The organism is Bradyrhizobium sp. AZCC 1721 (assembly GCF_036924715.1).
Lineage (GTDB): Bacteria > Pseudomonadota > Alphaproteobacteria > Rhizobiales > Xanthobacteraceae > Bradyrhizobium.
Map to the genome: position 1 here is coordinate 3,057,779 of NZ_JAZHSB010000001.1, position 14,647 is coordinate 3,072,425.

General features: G+C 61.1%; 12 protein-coding genes and 1 pseudogene. 11 read left to right on the plus strand and 2 right to left on the minus strand.

What is annotated here, in order from left to right; genetic code table 11:
* Nucleotides 1-6 precede the first annotated feature (6 nt).
* Nucleotides 7-984, minus strand: coding sequence for a tripartite tricarboxylate transporter substrate binding protein (locus tag V1273_RS14395; protein WP_334382653.1), 978 nt, complete (start codon nucleotides 982-984; stop codon nucleotides 7-9).
* Nucleotides 985-1,075: 91 nt separating this feature from the next.
* On the opposite strand from V1273_RS14395, the gene V1273_RS14400 reads away from it, so the two are divergent.
* The 8 genes and pseudogenes from V1273_RS14400 to V1273_RS14435 all read left to right on the plus strand — a co-directional run bounded on the left by V1273_RS14400 (nucleotide 1,076) and on the right by V1273_RS14435 (nucleotide 8,444).
* Complete coding sequence (locus V1273_RS14400) at nucleotides 1,076-1,801, plus strand: TetR/AcrR family transcriptional regulator (protein WP_334410018.1); 726 nt, start codon at nucleotides 1,076-1,078, stop codon at nucleotides 1,799-1,801.
* Between the two features lie 34 nt (nucleotides 1,802-1,835).
* Nucleotides 1,836-2,705: an amidohydrolase family protein gene (locus V1273_RS14405; protein ID WP_334410019.1), complete on the plus strand. Its 870-nt coding sequence runs from the start codon at nucleotides 1,836-1,838 to the stop codon at nucleotides 2,703-2,705.
* Nucleotides 2,706-2,718: 13 nt separating this feature from the next.
* A complete protein-coding gene (locus tag V1273_RS14410; RefSeq protein WP_334410021.1) occupies nucleotides 2,719-3,723 on the plus strand; it encodes a Bug family tripartite tricarboxylate transporter substrate binding protein in 1,005 nt (334 codons plus the stop codon).
* 55 nt (nucleotides 3,724-3,778) lie between these two features.
* A pseudogene (locus tag V1273_RS14415) lies at nucleotides 3,779-4,505 on the plus strand (PIG-L deacetylase family protein).
* Complete coding sequence (locus V1273_RS14420; RefSeq protein WP_334368268.1) at nucleotides 4,502-5,194, plus strand: 4-carboxy-4-hydroxy-2-oxoadipate aldolase/oxaloacetate decarboxylase; 693 nt, start codon at nucleotides 4,502-4,504, stop codon at nucleotides 5,192-5,194. Before V1273_RS14415 ends, V1273_RS14420 begins: the two are co-directional and overlap by 4 nt.
* A gap of 7 nt (nucleotides 5,195-5,201) precedes the next feature.
* The gene (locus V1273_RS14425; protein WP_334369256.1) at nucleotides 5,202-6,047 is read left to right on the plus strand and encodes an ABC transporter substrate-binding protein; all 846 of its coding nucleotides are present in this window, start codon (nucleotides 5,202-5,204) and stop codon (nucleotides 6,045-6,047) included.
* Between the two features lie 136 nt (nucleotides 6,048-6,183).
* Nucleotides 6,184-7,134 carry a catechol 2,3-dioxygenase gene (locus V1273_RS14430; protein ID WP_334368269.1) on the plus strand — a complete coding sequence of 317 codons (951 nt, stop codon included), beginning with the start codon at nucleotides 6,184-6,186 and terminating at the stop codon, nucleotides 7,132-7,134.
* 236 nt (nucleotides 7,135-7,370) lie between these two features.
* Complete coding sequence (locus tag V1273_RS14435; protein WP_334410022.1) at nucleotides 7,371-8,444, plus strand: DUF3616 domain-containing protein; 1,074 nt, start codon at nucleotides 7,371-7,373, stop codon at nucleotides 8,442-8,444.
* Between the two features lie 122 nt (nucleotides 8,445-8,566).
* Here V1273_RS14435 and V1273_RS14440 read toward each other — a convergent pair whose 3' ends face one another.
* Nucleotides 8,567-9,793, minus strand: a complete 1,227-nt coding sequence (locus tag V1273_RS14440) for a peptidase S8/S53 subtilisin kexin sedolisin (RefSeq protein WP_334410023.1) — start codon at nucleotides 9,791-9,793, stop codon at nucleotides 8,567-8,569.
* A gap of 609 nt (nucleotides 9,794-10,402) precedes the next feature.
* On the opposite strand from V1273_RS14440, the gene V1273_RS14445 reads away from it, so the two are divergent.
* From V1273_RS14445 to V1273_RS14455, 3 genes are all read left to right on the plus strand, one after another.
* The gene (locus tag V1273_RS14445; protein WP_334410024.1) at nucleotides 10,403-12,007 is read left to right on the plus strand and encodes a caspase family protein; all 1,605 of its coding nucleotides are present in this window, start codon (nucleotides 10,403-10,405) and stop codon (nucleotides 12,005-12,007) included.
* A gap of 63 nt (nucleotides 12,008-12,070) precedes the next feature.
* The gene (locus tag V1273_RS14450; RefSeq protein ID WP_334410025.1) at nucleotides 12,071-12,739 is read left to right on the plus strand and encodes a caspase family protein; all 669 of its coding nucleotides are present in this window, start codon (nucleotides 12,071-12,073) and stop codon (nucleotides 12,737-12,739) included.
* Nucleotides 12,740-13,073: 334 nt separating this feature from the next.
* The gene (locus V1273_RS14455) at nucleotides 13,074-14,282 is read left to right on the plus strand and encodes a cytochrome P450 (RefSeq protein ID WP_334410026.1); all 1,209 of its coding nucleotides are present in this window, start codon (nucleotides 13,074-13,076) and stop codon (nucleotides 14,280-14,282) included.
* The last annotated feature ends 365 nt before the right edge of the window (nucleotides 14,283-14,647 follow it).

Genomic DNA, 14,647 nt, shown 5'->3' on the forward strand with positions numbered 1-14,647 from the left:
GCGATCTCACTGCACCTTGATATTCGCCTCCTTCAGCACCGGCTCCCACTTCGCGGCTTCGGCGCGCATGAAGGCATCGAAATCCTTGGGCGAATTGCCGACCGGCGTGGCGCCCATCTTTTCCAGCGCGGTCAGAACCACCGGATCCTTCAGGACGGCGGCAAGGTCGGCGTGGATCTTGGCGACCAGGTCAGGCGCCATGCCGGCCGGGCCGAGAAAACCCCACCAAACCGAGGCGTCATAGCCGGGCAGGCCGGCTTCCGCGACCGTTGGAACATCGGGCAATGCCTTCGAGCGCTGGGCTGTCGTCACGGCAAGGGCGCGCACGGCATTGCCTTCGAGCTGGCCGACCACCTCGGGCAGCGGGTTGACGCTCATGGGAATCTCGCCCGCGATCACGGCCGTGAGGGCAGGGGCACCGCCTTTGTAGGGGATCGCCTGGATCTTGACTTTGGCCATGTAGTTGAGGAGCTCACCGGCCAGATGCGCCGAGGTGCCGTTGCCGGACATGCCGTACGACAATGACTCAGGCTTTGCGCGCGCTGTCGACAGCAACTCCTGCAAATTCTTCACTGAGCTGGTTTTGGAAACCACGATTGCCAGCGGCGAATAGGCGATCTCGCTGATGGCGGTGAAGTCCTTGAAGGTGTCGTAGGGCAATTTTGGATAGAAGAACTGGTTCAACGGATGGCCGCTGGCGACCAGAATCAGCGTGTAGCCGTCCGGCGCCGATTGCGTGAGTGCTTGCGAAGCGATGATTCCACCGGCGCCCGGACGATTTTCGATGACGGGCTGCTGCCCCCAGGTCTTCGACAGCGATTGCCCGAGCGTGCGCGCCAGCACGTCGACGGCGCCGCCGGCGGCATAGGGCACCAGGATACGCACGGGCCGGGTCGGGAACGGCTCCGAGTAGGCGTGTGTGGCCGCCAGCGAAAGCGTGGCGGCTGCGAATACGGTGCGCAGGATCTTGCTGAAAACGGGCATGCGGGGCGCCTTCCTGTGGAATAGGATTTTTGTTGACTAGACCTTATTATTTGTACAAACGTACAAAACTCGAGAACGGAAAGCAAATGCCATGACGCGAAACCCCAACATGCGGGAAGCCATCCTGAGCGCGGCCGAGCTGTTGTTCTCGACGCGCGGTTTCAATGCCGTGTCGATCCGCGACATTGCGCTGGAGGCGGGCGCCAATCCCGGCAGCATCACCTACCACTTCAAGAGCAAGGACGGGCTGCTGCTCGAAATCTACAAGCGCCATTGCGGTCCCATGAACAAGCGCCGCATCGAACTGCTGGTGGCGGCAAGGCGCGTGCGCGACATTCAGGACCGGCTGGAAGCGATCGTGCGCGCCTATGTGCAGCCGGCGTTTTCATCGAGCAGCGACCTTGCCGGCGGCGGGGCGCGATTCACGCGGCTGCGCGCGGTGATGTCGGCCGAAGGCAACGCGGTGGTGGGCCGCATCATCGCGGAAATCTTCGACGACACCACCAATGCATTCATTGACGCCATCGCGGAAAGCCTGCCGCATCTGCCGCGCACGACGATCGTCTGGCGGTCGCAGTTCCTGCTCGGCGCGCTGTATTACACCCTCGTCAATCCGGAGCGGGTGACGCGGCTCTCCCGCGGCGAAGCCGATGGCGCCGACATGGCGGAAGCGATCGAGCAGATCGTCTCGGCGACGGTTGCCTCGCTGCAGGCATCCGACGTCGATAAAATCGACGGCGCGTCACGCCGGATCAAGCCAACACAACCGCACGCAGTGGGTGCCGTTCGAAAGCGGAAAGAAAATCCATCCGACTAGGTACCTGCCCGAACCGAGCACTGCAGAAGGCACTATGAACCAGCCCACAATTCCCGGACCCGATCCCGACACGCGAACGCCGAAGTTCAAGCTTCCGCTGCTGGCGTGTGACGCGCATACCCACATCTTCGGCCCCGGCGACAAATATCCTTACGCGCCCGGACGGCCCTATACGCCGCCGGACGCGCCGCTCGAGGATTTCCGGGCGTTGCACAGCAAGCTCGGGATCGGCCGCGCCGTCATCGTCAATGCCAGCGTGCACGGCACCGACAATCGCGTGGCGCTCGATGCCATTGCCGTCAGCAACGGGACCTTTCGCGCCGTCGCCAATATCGACGATACCATCACCGAGCGCGGCCTTCGCGAGCTGCACGAGGGAGGTTTCCGCGGCTGCCGCTTCAACTTCGTCCGTCATCTCGGCGGGGTGCCCGACATGGCGGCGTTCCATCGTATCGTCGCGATGGTCGCGCCGCTCGGCTGGCACATCGACCTGCATTTCGACGCGATCGATTTGCCTGAATATGCCGAGATGCTGGCAAAATTGCCGGTGCGCTACACCATCGATCACATGGGGCGCGTCAAGGTATCCGACGGTCTCGACCAGCTTCCGTTCCGGACGTTGATCGACCTGATGAAGCGTGACGAGAAATGCTGGGTGAAGGTGTGCGGTTGCGAGCGGGTTTCCTCCGGCGGGCCACCATTCCACGATGCGGTGCCGTTCGCGCGCCGCATCGTCGAGACGGCGCCGGAGCGCGTGATCTGGGGAACCGACTGGCCGCATCCCAATGTGAAGGTGATGCCCAACGATGGCGATCTGGTCGATCTCATTCCGCTGTTTGCACCGGAACCGGAACTGCAGCAGAAGATTCTGGTCGACAATCCGGCGCGGCTGTTCGAGTTTTGAAGGAGCGCGTGCGATGGTGAACAAACGAAAGCAGCATGGCTTGAGCCGGCGCCGCGCGTTGTTCGCCGGCATGGCGGCGCTGGCGGCAGCGCTGTTGCTGCCGCAATTCGCCCGCGCGCAAAGTTATCCGAACCGACCGGTGCGGCTGATCCTGCCGTTCGGCGCGGGCGGCGTCGCCGACGTCACGGCGCGGCTTGTTACCGAAAAACTCGGCGAAAAGCTCGGCCAGCGCTTCGTCATCGAGAACATGCCGGGCGCCGGGGGTATCAACGCAGCGCGCGCTGTGCTGTCCGCGCCCGCGGACGGCCATACGCTGGCGCTGTTCAGCAACGGCACCGCGATTTCCGTATCGCTGTTCAAAAACCTGACGTTCAATCCGGTGACCGATTTCGTGCCGGTTTCGAGCATGGGCTATTTCGACTTCATCTTCGTCTCCCAGGCTGGCTCGCCGTATCCGACGCTGGCTGACTTCATCAAGGCAGCGAAGCAAAGGCCCGGCACGCTCAATGTCGGCACCATCAATGTCGGATCGACCCAGAACCTCGCCGCGCAATTGTTCAAATCGACCGCCGGCGTCGATGTTACGATCGTGCCGTTCCGTAGTTCGCCCGAAGTGCTGATCGCGCTGTTGCGTGGCGATATCCAGATGGCGATCGAAAATTACAGCGCGGTGCGATCGCATATTGCCGACAAGGCGGCGATTGCCGTGTCGTCTTCGGGGCCCGTGCGCACCACGTTTCTGCCTGATGTGCCAACGGTGAAGGAAGCCGGCGGCGGGGATTTCGAGGCGCGGTCCTGGAACGCGATCTTTGCGCCGAAGGGCACACCGCCGGAGGTGATCAGGACGCTCAATGCCGCGCTGCGCGAAGTGCTCGAGATGCCCGACTTGAAGAAGCGCGCGCTCGATCTCGGCATCGAGGCCAAGGCCAGCTCGCCCGAGGAAATCCTCGATCGGCTGAAGGTCGATGTCGACAAATGGGCTGACGTGATCGGGCGGGCAGGAATTGCCAAACAGTAGTCATGCTGCCGGCGCGGCCGGCAACGTGCAACAATCGAAGGAGGAAATCCCGATCATGAGCAATGCTGGCAAAACGGGCCTTGTGGTTACCGCGCATCCCGGTGATTTCGTCTGGCGCGCGGGCGGCGCGATCGCGCTGCACGCCAAGAAGGGCTACCGCATCAAGATCGCCTGCCTCTCGTTCGGCGAGCGCGGCGAAAGCCAGTTCGCCTGGAAAGAGCCCGGCGCGACGATGGAGAAGGTGAAGGCCGGAAGGCGCGACGAGGCGCAGCGCGCGGCGGAGATGCTGGGCGCGGAAATCGAGTTCTTCGACGCGGGAGATTATCCGCTGCGGCTCACGGAGGCGCATTTCGACCGTATGGTCGATATCTACCGCGAGCTCAATCCGTCCTTCGTGCTGACCCATGCGCTGGAAGATCCCTATAATTTCGATCATCCGAACGCGGCGCACTTCGCGCAGGAAACCCGCGTGGTCGCGCAGGCGATGGGTCACAAAGCCCGGCGCCAAATACACCTATTCGGCGCCGCCGGTGTTCCTGTTCGAGCCGCATCAGCCGGAGATGTGCAATTTCAAGCCGCAGGTGATCCTCAACATCGACGAGGTCTGGGATATCAAGCGCAAGACGTTCGAAATTCTTGCGGCCCAGAAGCACCTGTGGGCCTATTACGAGCGGGTCGCGCTGCAGCGGGGCGTGCAGGGTGGCCGCAACACCGGCAAGCCAATGACCTATGGCGAGGCCTATCAGCGGCTGTTCCCGATGGCGATGGAGGAACTGGCATGAAGACGGTCGTCGTCCGCAATATCAAGCGCACAGAGCCCGAACTCGTGAAGCGGCTCGGCGCACTCGGCGTCGCCACCGCGCATGAGGCCTATGGCCGTTTCGGGCTGATGAAGCCCTATCTGCGCCCGGTGTGGAGCGGGGCCGAGACGGCAGGCACCGCCGTGACCGTGCTGGCGCAACCCGGCGACAACTGGATGATCCACGTCGCGGTGGAGCAGTGCCGGCCCGGCGATATTCTGGTGGTCGGCTGCACGACCGACAATACCGACGGCATGTTCGGCGATCTGCTGGCGACCTCATTGATGGCGCGCGGCGTAAGAGGCCTCGTCATCGATGCCGGCGTTCGCGACGCCAAATCGCTTCGCGAAATGGGCTTTCCAGTATGGTCGAAGGCGATCTCGGCCAAGGGGACAGTGAAGGCGACGCTCGGTGCGGTCAATGTGCCGGTGGTATGTGCCGGCATCAATGTGAAGCCGGGCGATGTGGTCGTTGCGGATGACGATGGCGTCGTGGTGATCGGACGCAAGGACGCCGCCGATGTCGTCGTCAAGGGCGAGAAGCGCGTCGCCGACGAAGACGGCAAGCGCAAGCAACTCGCCGCGGGCGTGCTCGGGCTTGATATGTACAAGATGCGCGAGCCGCTGGCGAAGGCCGGTCTCATCTATGTCGACGAGTTGGAGGAGGACTGAAGTGGCGATGCGCCTGTGCACCTTGCTCGGCGACCATCCCGGCACGACCTCGCTGAAGAGCGGATCGATCAGATCGGACCTGGTCGAGTTCGATTTCGCGCCGTATTCGCCGACCAACAAAGGCTTCAAGCCGATGGTCCGTGAGGGGGCGTTCGACGTCTCGGAGATGGCGATCGTCACGTATTTGATGGCAAAATCGTTCGGCAAGCCGATGGTGCTGCTGCCCGATGTCGTATTGGCCCGCTTTCAGCATGGGCATGCGCTTTACAATGCGAAGGCGGGAACGCTTACGCCGCGCGATCTCAGCGGCAAGCGGGTCGGCATCCGCTCCTTCACGACGACCACCGGCGCATGGCTGCGCGGCATCCTTGCCAACGACTATGGTGTCGATCTCGATTCGATCGAGTGGGTGACGTTCGAGGAGGCCCATGTCGCCGAATTCGTCGATACGACCAGGCGGGCGCCTGCGGGCAAGCAGATTGTCCAGATGCTGATCGACGGCGAACTCGATGCAGTGCTCGGGGAGAAATCGGATCATCCGGATTTGAAGCCGCTGTTTGCCGATGCCGCTGCTGAAGAGAAGGCTTGGTTTGGGGAGCACGGTGTGGTGCCGATCAACCATATGGTGGTGGTGAGCCGGAGATTGTCGGAGGAACATCCGGATGCTGTGCGGGAGGTGCATCGGCTGCTCGCCGAGTCCGCGACCGCTTCGCCAGCAGCGCCGCGCTTCAGCCGGGACGAGATGCAGCGTTCGCTGCAACTGATTATCGATTACTCCGCGCAGCAAAAACTCATTCCGGGTGCGCTTGCGGTGGAGGAGTTGTTCGACGATGTAACGCGGGCGCTCTGGTAGCCACCCGCACAGCTGTCATCATCCGCGAAAGCGGATGATCCAGTACGCCGCGTCGCTTCGGATTTGTTCGCGACAGCACGGCGTACTGGATACCCCGCCTTCGCGGGGTATGACGAACTCGATCAGGAGAACCGACATGACCCCCGAGCCGATCTTCGATCTCGCCCATCTCGGCCACATGGAATTGCTGACGCCGAAGCCGGACGAGAGCCTGAAATTCTTCGTCGACGTCATGGGCATGACCGTCAGCGGCCAGAAGGGCGATTCGGTCTACCTGCGCGGCTGGGACGATTACGAGCGCTATTCGCTGAAGCTGACGGCCTCGAAAACATCAGGCATGGAGCACATGGCGTTGCGCGCGCGCAGCCCGCAGGCGCTGGAGCGTCGCGTCGCCGCGCTGAGAGGCTCCGGCTTCGACATTGGCTGGATCGATGGCGATATGGGACAGGGGCCGACATTCCGCTGTCGCGACCCCGACGGCCATATCGTCGAGCTCTATTACGAAACCGAATGGTATCAGGCGCCGCCCGAACTCAAGCCGGCGTTAAAGAACCAGGCGCAACGCTTTCCTGCGCGCGGCGTCAATGTCCGCCGGCTCGATCACCTCAATTGCCTGGCCGTCGACATCAAGGCGAACCGGCTCTTCTTCGAAAACTATCTGGGCTTGCGCACCACCGAACAGATCGTGCTGAACGACGGCACGGAAGCCGCGATGTGGATGACGATGTCGAACAAGAGCTACGACTTCGCCTATACCCGCGACCACTACGGCAAGGCCGGCCGCTTCCACCACGTCACTTACGCGCTCGACAGCCGCGAGGAGATTCTTCGCGCTGCCGATATTTTTTTGGAGAACGGCGTCCACATCGAGACCGGTCCGCACAAGCACGCGATCCAGCAGACCTTCTTTCTCTACGTCTACGAGCCCGGCGGCAACCGCGTCGAAGTCGCCAATGCTGGGGCCCGGCTCATTCTCGCGCCCGACTGGAAGCCGATCGTCTGGACCGAAGAGGAGCGCAAGAAGGGGCAGGCCTGGGGGCTGAAGACGATCGAGTCGTTTCACACCCACGGCACGCCGCCGGTGTAGGGGGCGATTGGGCAGGAAAATTTGGCTGAGCCTCGCCGATAGGGTGCGCCGAAGCCGCAACGCCTACGGCAATTTGTCTCTCAAACGGCACGCCCGTCTTCTCGGCCGCGCGATGTATCGAACCGTCACTGGCTGACGCGCCTCAAAGTGCATTTGTCGGTTGCATCTTTGGGTTTGACACGTTTGCGATGCAGGTGCATTGTGGTCGCTTTACAAGTTATTTTGGGAGATGACGCATGATCCAGTCCACTCCTATATTGCGCTTGCTGATCATCGTCGCCCTGTCCATGCTCACGAATTCCTTGGCGACAGCACAAGGTGCGGACCAGATCACGACATATGCAGGCGCCTGCGACGGCTCGGCTGCGGTGGCGCTCGATCAGAACTTTTTTGCCGTAGCGGATGATGACAACAATGTCCTCAATGTCTACCGCATAGGACAGGCCGCCGCCGTTCAGGAACTCAACCTGGATGCGTTCCTGGAAGCCCCGAAGAAAAAGAAACCCGGAGCGGATGGCAATCCGGTTTTCAAGGAAGCCGACATCGAGGGGGCGGCGCGTATTGGTGATCGCATCTACTGGATCGCTTCGCACGGCCGCGATTCCGGCGGCGAGTCCGAACCAGGCCGGTCGCGCTTGTTCGCGGCACGCATCGTGTCGCATGCGGAAGGTCCTCGCCTGGAGCCGATCGGATCCGGCGCCTACAAGAACTTGCGCGAGGACATGTTCAAGGATCCGACCCTGAAGGCTGCGAAACTTTCCAAGAAACTTGCCGAGGCCTATGCACCCGGCAAGGAGGAGGGACCGCCTCCGGAATCGAACACAGGCTTCAACATCGAGGGCCTCGCTGCCACGCCCGACGGCCGCCTCCTGATTGGATTTCGCAATCCGCGTCCCGACAGGAAGGCCTTGGTGATCCCACTCAATAATCCGGCCGACGTGGTGAAGGACGCCGGCAAGACGCCCGTTTTCGGCAATCCTTGGCGGCTCGACAATCTCGAAGGACGCGGCGTCCGCAGCATCGACTGGATCAACAATACCTACGTCATCGTCGCGGGGCCGCACGGCGACGCCGAGGATTCGGATATGAAGGCGCCATTCGCCCTGTTCACCTGGAGCGGTAGGGAAGGCGACACCGAACCGGTCGCGATGAAGGTCAAAATCCCGGCCGATTTCGCACCTGAGGCGGTATTCGCGATTCCCGGCAGTTCAAGCATGATGCTGCTGTCGGACGACGGAACCAAAAAGTGCAAGGCCGCAGGCAAGCCTCAGAAATCCTTCCGGGCATTGACCTTGCCGGTGTCGAAGTGAGGATGCCGGGAAGAATCTTGAAGCATCCGACCGATCGGCCGCATTGGTCCACGACGGGATTCTGAAAGACGTGCGACCTCCACAGGATGAGCACGCTGACCCGGACACACGCGTCTAAAAGGTCAGGGTCCGGTTACCTCCTCACAGTATTCCGTGAAGACCTTGACGTTTTGCATGTATCTCTCGGCGTTCGCGCCAGAGCCGTTGTAGGCCTTGATGGCTTTCCAGAGATTCCCGCCGTGGGCGGTCAGTTTGCTGTCGAGTTCCTGAACGACGCGGCTTAGGCAATTGTCGAAGCTGTACCATTCCTTGTTGGCGAAAAAACCCTCGGCAGTTTTCACATGCTGCAGATCGTATTGAAAGAGGCCGTAACCCTTGTAGACCCACGGCTTGTTGCCCCACCCCTGCAGGCGACGGGTCTTGTTCGCTTCTTCAATCAGCATGTCGGTGAACGCCTGGCCGTATTTGTCGCGGAACGCTCTGGTATTGACCGGGAATGCGCTGCGCGAGGTGCCGGGGTAGTCGCCGCTCGCGTCGAAGACGGCGCGTTCCACAATGGTTTGGGTCGAGTGGTGGCCGATCCACGGAATCCATTTGTATGCGGTTTCCTGGCACGCGATCGCGCAGAGGTGTTTCGGCTTGTAGGCCTTGCCGACGGTTGCGTTCTTGATCTTGTCGCCGAAATTGTCCATCAGCCACCTGGCGCAAATCAGCGCTGACGCCTTCGAGATCGGCAGCAACAGGGCGGTCGCCGCCGACATGACGGCGGTAGAGCGCGTCCGCGGCGCGGCAAGCCGTCTGGTTGGCTCTCCATCTACGACGATCGAGGCGTCCTTGATCCGGGATGAGACCTCGTGCGCGAAGGCCGTGGGTGCATATTCCCTCAGGCTCTCGAGCAGGGCGATTACGCGGCGGCGCGAATCCCAAAAGTCAATGAGGTCCCCGGGGCCGAGTGCGTTCGTCGGATTCAGGCAGCCGATGCTCGACAGGTAAAGATTCGGCGGATGCGCAGGATGAATCAGAATCCCGGTTCTTCTGCCCGTTCCCAACAGCAGGAGGGCCGGCATCGGGGGATCGCCTGCCACTTCCTGGCTCGTCGAGTAGCCGATAGATCTGTAGTGACCGAATTGAGTCCACAGCGGATAGGTTTTTGCCTCGATCCGTTTGCCGTTTCCCGCTGTCCTGTTGTCGCCGGGTCCCGATCTTTCGCAAATGAATCCTGCCAAAGACGGCACCGCAGTGCCGTCAATATAGACTTGATAACTGCCATAGGTTCGCTGCCGCGAGCCGCTCTTGTGCATTCCGAGGCGCTTGAGGTGAAGCTCCCATCCCCTTCCCAAGATCTGCATTCAACGCTCCCACTGAAATCCAAAACCTTCTGAAATTCATGTCTTCCGAAATCCAAGCCCTCGTCAGATAATTTTCCGTCACCTGCAGGCCGTTCGGCGTCGGCCTTGAGCCAATCTAGGATAGAGGCGCTATTTCCTACAACTAGAAAACACGAAGCGGCTTCGCGACCGTTTTCACGGCAACACGGCGGCCGCCGAGCTTCCTCTGCTGCGATGCAAGCGTGCGCGTCGGCAAATCCGTTTGATTTGTGAACATGCGGCTTGACTTGCGTCGCGGGTATGAAAACATGCTTGGATTGCATTCTTGATATTGCCATCCAAAGGTTGTTTCCATGAGCAAGCAGCTCACCATGCTTTGCGTCCATGGCGTAAGCCACTCGGAGATTGATCCGCAGTTTCAGTCCTCCTGGACCAAGGCCATCACCACCGCGGTGCACGCCTGCGACCCGGAATTGGAGCCCAAGATCGACTTTCTCGAATACGACGAACTGTTCGACGAGGCGGAGCTGAAGCTGGAGACCTACGCCGTCGCATTGAGCAAGCTGCTTGCCAGCAGCATCATCCACGGTATAGGCGATCTATTTCGCTCGCCCGCGCGGCATTGCGGACGTGCCGGATATCGTCAAATGGACGGCGGGTATGGTGGCCCAATGGTCCACCGACGCCGAGTTGCGCGGGAAATTGCGCGAGGTGGTGCTCGCGAAGATGGACTCCAGATCCTACGATGTCGTTCTTGCGCACAGCCTCGGCTCGTTGATCTGTTACGACACCTTCGTGCGCAACCCAAAAGAGATAAAAGACAGAGTCTTTGTCAGCTTCGGTTCTCAGATAGGAAATCCGGCGGTGCGGGATGTCTTCGCGGGCCGCATCGAAGCCGTGTCCGGTCGGAAATGGTACCACCTGTTCAATCCCGACGATCGCGTGATGACCTCTCCGCTCAAGATCGCCGCCGACAATTTCGTGCAGGTCATCGAGCAATTCGATATCCCCAACGATGTGCTGAATCACAACGCGACATGGTACCTCAGTCACGCAAATGCGCTTGCAAGCGTATGGCGAGAAATCGTCGGCGCCGAACCATCGCGGGCCTTCGCCGCCGTGTCGCGCGCCGTAGCCAAGACGGCCCGTCCGCCCGATCGTCGCGCGCTTCTGATCGGAATCAACAGTTATCCCAACCCCGAGGACGTCCTCGAGGGATGCGTGAATGACGTATTCCTGATGAGTTCAGTGTTGCAGGAGAGCGGGTTCGATGCGGAGGATATTCGCGTCGTGCTCGACGACCGTGCGACGGCCGCAGGAATCATGGATCGCCTGCATTGGTTACTGGACGGCGTTCGCGGCGAGGACGAGCGCTTGCTGTTCTATTCGGGGCACGGCGCCCAGATCCCCGGATATAACGTGAAGGGCGAGCCGGACCATGTCGACGAATGCCTCGTGCCGCACGACTTTGACTGGTCGCCGTCGCGCGCGATTCTCGACAAGCAGTTCTGCGAAATGTACTCGCAACTTCCCTACGGATGCTACTTCATCGCGATGTTCGATTGCTGCCATTCGGGTGGCCTGACGCGCGATGGCGGTCCGCGTATTCGCGGGCTCACGCCGCCGGATGACATCCGGCATCGTGCGTTGCGATGGGACAAAGACGAGAGGATGTGGGTGCCGCGGGATTTTCCGAAACTGAATCCGAGCCTCGCGGACAAGAAGATCGGCGCGGAGTATCTGGGTCGCAACGGCGCGACGCGAAGGTTGGGGCGGGCGATGACGCTTCGCACCAAGCCTAACGATGAATATGACAGGACGCGCAGGGAGCTTGAGCATTCCGGGCCCTATCTGCCGATTCTGCTCGAGGCCTGCCAGGAGCAGGAGTTTTCCTACGAGTACAGGGATGGCGCGACGTCTTACGGCGCGTACACCTATTGCATGGCGAAGGTGCTGCGCGAACACCGCGATCGAGGCGCCAATCTTTCCTTTCACGAGCTCAATGATCTCGTAACCAAGAAGCTGCATCGGCTGAAGTATAACCAGACGCCGAACCTAGTCGGACAGAAGGATATCCTCAAACACCCGTTGCCGTGGGGTGATCGGGGCAAGGCTGTTGCCGCGACAGGCGCCGGAGCCGAGACAGGAGCAGCACGGACCGGCAAAGCGAAAGCAGGCAAGATGGGGCGCCGGAGCGGGAAAAGGAAAAAGCGCGTAACCGGGTCACGTCGATAGTCGTTCATTCGAGGCGCCGGAGGTGCCAGCTCGGCGATCATCATTTCGCATGGAGGATTGGTTATGACCAAAGGGATTTCGCTACATATCGGGCTGAACTCGGTGGACCCGCAGCACTACGAGGGCTGGAGCGGCCCGCTCAACGCTTGTGAGGCCGACGCCAACGACATGGCAGACCTTGCCGGATCGCAAGGATTTGCCACTGAGAAACTGCTTACCAAGAAGGCGACGCGCAAGGCGGTGCTGGATGGCATCGCTGATGCAGCCAAGAGCCTCAAATCGGGCGATTTTTTCTTTCTGACATATTCCGGACATGGCGGGCAGACGCCGGACCTCAACGCCGACGAGCCGGACGGTCAGGATGAGACGTGGTGCCTGTACGACGGTCAGTTGATCGACGACGAACTCTACTCGGCGTGGGGGGCGTTCGCGTCAGGCGTACGGATATTGCTGCTCTCGGACAGTTGTCACAGCGGCAGCGTCAGCAAGGCCGTGCACTATGCCGCCATGGCGAGGTCGGGACCGCCACCCGTATACCGCGCCATGCCGAACGAAGTAGCGTTGCGCGTTTACCAAAACCACAAGGATTTTTACAATCCAATTCTCGAAAAACGCAATCTGGCGGAGACGCTCGGCGGCGTAAAGGCGTCGGTGCTGTTGATTTCAGGCTGTCAGGACAACCAGCTTTCGCTGGACGGTACGTTCAACGGCCCCTGTTTACCGGAACGTTGAAGATCGTATGGAACGGTGGGACGTTCAGCGGATCGTACCGACGTTTTCACACGGCGATCGGGTCGAAGATGCCGCCTGACCAGACGCCGAAATTATCGCTGGTGGGCAAGAGCAACCCGGAGTTCATCGCGCAGACACCGTTTGACCTGCACGTTGCCAGGAAGACGGCCAGCACACCCAAGAAGAAGCGAAAGAGATAATCGGGACTTCGTATCGGGAATCTTGCAGACGGCTTGCGCGTTCCGATCCCAAGAACGAGCCGCTCTCGACGGAGCCTTGCGCTCGCGGCGCCGCGCACCATGTTGGTGTCAGTGCAACAGCCCAGGATTCGCTGATGGCAGCGCGGTTCGATTTCACCAGCGAAGCGTTTTTTCGCGATCCCGGGGCAGGCGTGGCGTTGCTGCGATCTTCCGCTCCTGTCGTCTTCACGCGGTTCCCGATCATAGGCCGGGTCTGGGTCACCACGACCTACGAGGCGGCAGCGCATGTGCTGAAGGACAGCACCACGTTTACGCTGCGCAAGGAGGGCGGGGCGTTGGTCGGGCTACCCTGGTGGATGCCGAGAATGGTCGGCGCAGTCGCCAACAATATGCTGACGATGGATGAGCCGGACCACACGCGGCTGCGCGACATCGTCGACGAGGCGTTCCGCCGCCGCGCCGTGCTCGATATGGAACCTCACATCCGCGCTATCGCCGATCGCCTCGCCGACGAATTGTTTGCGGCCGGTAGCCCGGCCGACGTCGTGCAGCGTTATGCGCGGATGCTGCCGCTTGCGGTGATTTGTGAGCTGCTCGGCCTGCCGCCGGCGGACCGGCCGAAGTTCATCGCCTGGGCCAATTCGATGGCGCATCTCACCAATGCCTTCGGCTTTCTGCGGCTGATCGGCGGGCTCTTCAAGATGCGCCGCTACCTGCAGGAACGTCTTCAGGCGGCTCGCGAGGAAGGCGGCGAAGGATTGATCGCCGAGTTGCTACGCGTCGAAAAGGAGGGCGGGCGCATCACGCCGGACGAAATGGTCTCCATGATGTTTCTGCTGCTCGGCGCCGGCTCCGAGACGACGACACATCTGATCAGCGGATCGGTTTTCGAACTGCTGAAGGATCCGGCACGCAGCGATTGGCTGGCCGCCGACTGGAGCCGCGCAGGGCTCGCCGTCGAGGAATTCCTGCGCTTCGTCTCGCCGGTGCAATTTTCGAAGCCGCGCTATGTGCGCCATGACGTCGATCTCGAGGGCGTGAAATTGAAGAAGGGTGACCGGGTCATGGCGATGATCGTCGCGGCCAATCTGGACCCGCAGGCGAACGCGCACCCAGAACGCCTCGATCTCGAGCGGCGGCCGAACCGGCATCTCGCGTTCGGGACCGGAATTCATTTCTGCCTCGGCCACCAGCTCGCACGGATCGAAGGAATCTGCGCGCTGCAGGCACTGTTCACACGCTGGCCCGACCTGAAGCTGGCGGTTGACCCGTCACAAATTCATTGGCGGAGACGGCCGGGCATTCGCATGATTGCGGAGTTGCCGGTGGTGGCTGCCGGGTGAGCACTCGGTTGGAGATCCCGTCACTCAGGGGTATGCACGACTTCGCTTACTTCTTGAAGTTTGAGCAAGCCGTTCCAAGCCTTATCGGGAGCCTCTGACATCGTTCCGCAGCCTCCCTTCTCAAGTGTAACGAGATCGCGCAGAACTCGCAGGTAAATGGCGTTTCGTCGTGAAGCCATGGCATCGCTTTCTCATGCTCATGGCCGGAAGGAGGACGGGGAGGATTGGGGTTAGCATCGTGGCAAATTGCCATGATCAAACTCCACGGATTGCTGGACCGCATGCCTGAGGGAAGCGGATGACCTACCCTCAGTAACGAGTCGGTGCGCATGGGCCATCTCCTGAGCGATGGATGGCCTAACGGT

Bases quoted from the DNA above. Each gene is read 5' to 3' on its own strand.
- V1273_RS14440 (WP_334410023.1), bottom strand. From the start codon at position 9,793: ATGCAGATCTTGGGAAGGGGATGGGAGCTTCACCTCAAGCGCCTCGGA.
- V1273_RS14410 (WP_334410021.1), top strand. From the start codon at position 2,719: ATGGTGAACAAACGAAAGCAGCATGGCTTGAGCCGGCGCCGCGCGTTG.
- V1273_RS14420 (WP_334368268.1), top strand. From the start codon at position 4,502: ATGAAGACGGTCGTCGTCCGCAATATCAAGCGCACAGAGCCCGAACTC.
- V1273_RS14400 (WP_334410018.1), top strand. From the start codon at position 1,076: ATGACGCGAAACCCCAACATGCGGGAAGCCATCCTGAGCGCGGCCGAG.
- V1273_RS14435 (WP_334410022.1), top strand. From the start codon at position 7,371: ATGATCCAGTCCACTCCTATATTGCGCTTGCTGATCATCGTCGCCCTG.
- V1273_RS14395 (WP_334382653.1), bottom strand. From the start codon at position 984: ATGCCCGTTTTCAGCAAGATCCTGCGCACCGTATTCGCAGCCGCCACG.
- V1273_RS14455 (WP_334410026.1), top strand. From the start codon at position 13,074: ATGGCAGCGCGGTTCGATTTCACCAGCGAAGCGTTTTTTCGCGATCCC.
- V1273_RS14450 (WP_334410025.1), top strand. From the start codon at position 12,071: ATGACCAAAGGGATTTCGCTACATATCGGGCTGAACTCGGTGGACCCG.
- V1273_RS14425 (WP_334369256.1), top strand. From the start codon at position 5,202: ATGCGCCTGTGCACCTTGCTCGGCGACCATCCCGGCACGACCTCGCTG.
- V1273_RS14430 (WP_334368269.1), top strand. From the start codon at position 6,184: ATGACCCCCGAGCCGATCTTCGATCTCGCCCATCTCGGCCACATGGAA.
- V1273_RS14405 (WP_334410019.1), top strand. From the start codon at position 1,836: ATGAACCAGCCCACAATTCCCGGACCCGATCCCGACACGCGAACGCCG.